The 2,601-nt window shown below is 49.5% G+C and carries 5 protein-coding genes, 3 tRNA genes and 1 pseudogene; 5 read left to right on the top strand and 4 right to left on the bottom strand.

Annotated features, from left to right (window positions below):
* The coding region (locus BLW34_RS15150) for an IS110 family transposase (protein ID WP_143037976.1) at nt 1–459 on the bottom strand (459 nt) is incomplete at its 3' end.
* Between the two features lie 392 nt (nt 460–851).
* Here BLW34_RS15150 and BLW34_RS15145 point away from each other — a divergent pair.
* Nucleotides 852–1,101: pseudogene (locus tag BLW34_RS15145) on the top strand (IS5/IS1182 family transposase); the annotation flags it as partial.
* 36 nt (nt 1,102–1,137) lie between these two features.
* Here BLW34_RS15145 and BLW34_RS16660 read toward each other — a convergent pair.
* The 3 genes from BLW34_RS16660 to BLW34_RS17595 form a co-directional block, all read right to left on the bottom strand.
* Entirely contained in the window at nt 1,138–1,377 is a 240-nt protein-coding gene (locus BLW34_RS16660; protein ID WP_218138889.1) for a transposase, read from the bottom strand.
* Nucleotides 1,378–1,438: 61 nt separating this feature from the next.
* Complete coding sequence (locus BLW34_RS16655) at nt 1,439–1,624, bottom strand: hypothetical protein (protein WP_218138890.1); 186 nt, start codon at nt 1,622–1,624, stop codon at nt 1,439–1,441.
* The gene (locus BLW34_RS17595) at nt 1,542–1,859 is read right to left on the bottom strand and encodes a transposase (protein ID WP_218138888.1); all 318 of its coding nucleotides are present in this window, start codon (nt 1,857–1,859) and stop codon (nt 1,542–1,544) included. Before BLW34_RS17595 ends, BLW34_RS16655 begins: the two co-directional genes overlap by 83 nt.
* Nucleotides 1,860–2,162: 303 nt before the next feature.
* Between BLW34_RS17595 and BLW34_RS15135 the strand changes: the two genes are divergently transcribed.
* From BLW34_RS15135 to BLW34_RS15120, 4 genes are all read left to right on the top strand, one after another.
* A tRNA-Tyr gene (locus BLW34_RS15135) sits at nt 2,163–2,247 on the top strand.
* Between the two features lie 28 nt (nt 2,248–2,275).
* Nucleotides 2,276–2,349 (top strand) — tRNA-Gly (locus BLW34_RS15130).
* A gap of 37 nt (nt 2,350–2,386) precedes the next feature.
* A tRNA-Thr gene (locus BLW34_RS15125) sits at nt 2,387–2,461 on the top strand.
* Between the two features lie 55 nt (nt 2,462–2,516).
* Nucleotides 2,517–2,601, top strand: an 85-nt coding sequence (locus BLW34_RS15120) for a GTP-binding protein (RefSeq protein ID WP_090579408.1), incomplete at its 3' end; no start/stop codon positions are given.

The raw sequence follows: 2,601 nt of genomic DNA, 5'->3' as shown, positions 1-2,601 counted from the left end.
CCTGCCGCCTTTCAACGTAACACCCCACTCGTAGCGCAAGCCACGCAGTTGGTTCACCTGCATGGTGCGGAACTTGATCAGCGACAATCTCATCCGGTGCAACGCCAGTATTGCTTGTTGATCTTCTGTTTTGCCGGCTACCGTGCGCATCTCCGGTTGCCATGCCGCTGTCCAGATCGCCTTGGCATCCGTCGCATCGGTCTTGTTGCCTTGCACAGAGGGCCGGACAAACTTGGCGTGAATCAATTTGACTTCATGCCCCAGTGCCATTAGTTTGCGCCGCCAGTGCGCGCTACCGCATGCCTCCATTGCAATCAGTCCAGCTTCACGTTGTGCAAAGAATTCCAGCAATTCTTGCTTGCCAAACTTGCGGTGATGAATCTCGCCGCTCTCGTGCGTCACCCAGTACAGTTGAAAAATGCGCTTTGCAATATCCAACCCATAGGTCGTAAAATTCATTTCAGCCCTTCCGTCCGTTTGTGGGAAAATCTTATTATCTCCACCTTGGCACGTAGATGCCGTCAGGTCCGCGAGGGACTGCTTCATTCTTTACCGCTTACCCCTGCTCCCCGCGGGGAAGGAGGCGCCCATTTCATCTCCAAAAGAATTGAAGTGAGGTGTGCTGTTATTCATAGAATTCTTGTAACTACTCAGAGGCTGTGAAAAACACCACCTGGGCACTGGTTGCAACTGGCCGGCAGCGGATAAAATAAGCAGAACGAACGATTTATCTTTTTTGTTCCTGCTATGACGACTCCATCCATCCCTGATTTGCTTCCTGAAGGCCTCAACATGACCCGTAACCCGGGTTTTTGGCTAAACCGCTAGTTGTGGGCGTGGCGCGAGTACTGATGCCGAATCGGTCGCAAGTGGAATTGCGGCCGAACGATCTGGAATCACTATTACCGGAAAGGCACCGTGCCAGGATTGGATGGGCGTATGTAGAGCGGGCCGACTTGAGCCGAATTTATGCTGGGGATCAAGGCGATGGAAGGAGGTAGCGGCAGGACACCGATTGCGCCGGAAATTCTGTTTGCATTATGGTTATATGCTACCGTGGAAGGGGCGGGCAGTGCCCGGATGATTGAGCGGTTGACTGAGAGGCTGTTTGGAAACTCCAGTTTTAGGTTAATCGCCTCAACATGATGCGGGTGTGGCGATGTAAATCCAGGTTTCGTCTGTGCACGTGAGACGCTCGTAACTTTTGCTAAATCGGCGTGAATGATTGAGCCAGCCTAAGGTGGTGCGCTCGACTACCCAACGACGGGGTGGCAATACGAGTTTCCTGGCTTCCCTGGGACGCAACACTACCGCCAAACAGAATTTAAATTGTTCTGCAGCCCAGTCCACGAGGCGGCCATTGTAACCACCATCCACCCAAATCTTCCTCAACTTTTTGCAGCTACCTGGTAGATGACGCAGCAACAGGCGAGCAGTGTCACGGTTCTGCACGCTGGCAGCAGTGACTTACAACCATCAGCAGTAAACCCAGTGTGTCCACCCGGATGTGGCGTTTACGGCCATTAACCTTCTTGCCAGCATCAAAACCACGCTGCCCAGGCCGCAGTACATTTGACACTTTGGCTGTCCAGACAAGCTGCCGTCGGGTTTTTGTGGCGGCCACATCTTGCTCGCAACCGTGAACGTAACAAATGATGAAGACGCTCCCATGTCCCGTTACGGGTCCAGCAGTGAAAATAGTAGTGAACTACGCTCCAGGCTGGGAATTCACGGGGCAATTGCCGCCATTGACAACCTGTTTTTAAACATACAGGATTGCATTTATCACTCGGCGTAGGCTTAACTCTCCCGGCCTTTCCACTACCGACACCGGCAAGTGGGGTTTCAAATAATGCCATGCTCCAGCGCTTAGATTACTCGGATAACGCTTTTTCCGCTTTTTTGTAAATTCATAAAATAGTGCATGTTAACAGCAAAAATCGTACCATCAAACTAGCACTCAGAATTTCCAAACAGCTTCTAAGAAAAGCCTTATTTTCTTTGGGGAAGAGGTGGTTAATCTAAAAACAGGTTCTATTTTAGCTTAATCAGTTTTAGCTTGAGTTTAATATTCATGGGAATTAAACGGTATATGGAAATAATAAATAATATTGTATTTATTGACTTAGAAGTATAATGTATTCATAATATTTGATTAATTTGGAGGGGTTCCCGAGCGGCCAAAGGGATCAGACTGTAAATCTGACGGCTCTGCCTTCGAAGGTTCGAATCCTTCCCCCTCCACCACATTTTGTTGTCAAAAGAGTAGTTGAGTGCGGGTGTAGCTCAATGGTAGAGCAGAAGCCTTCCAAGCTTACGACGAGGGTTCGATTCCCTTCACCCGCTCCAGGTATGAGGGAAGCAGTGCGGCTATTGGATGTTATTTGCCCATGTAGCTCAGTGGTAGAGCACTCCCTTGGTAAGGGAGAGGTCGCCAGTTCAATTCTGGCCATGGGCTCCATGGTTATAGTGCTGTGGTGAAATAAGTTGGGTTATTTTGATGATGAGGATATAGCATGGCGAAGAGTAAATTTGAGCGATTGAAGCCGCATATAAACGTTGGCACGATAGGTCATGTTGATCATGGGAAGACGACATTGA

Source organism: Nitrosomonas sp. Nm58 (assembly GCF_900107335.1).
In the GTDB taxonomy this organism is placed as follows: Bacteria; Pseudomonadota; Gammaproteobacteria; order Burkholderiales; family Nitrosomonadaceae; genus Nitrosomonas.
Note: the sequence above shows the minus strand (reverse complement) of the source record. Positions and strands in the feature narration are given on the sequence as shown.

Bases quoted from the DNA above. Each gene is read 5' to 3' on its own strand.
- BLW34_RS17595 (WP_218138888.1), bottom strand. From the start codon at position 1,859: ATGGCATTATTTGAAACCCCACTTGCCGGTGTCGGTAGTGGAAAGGCC.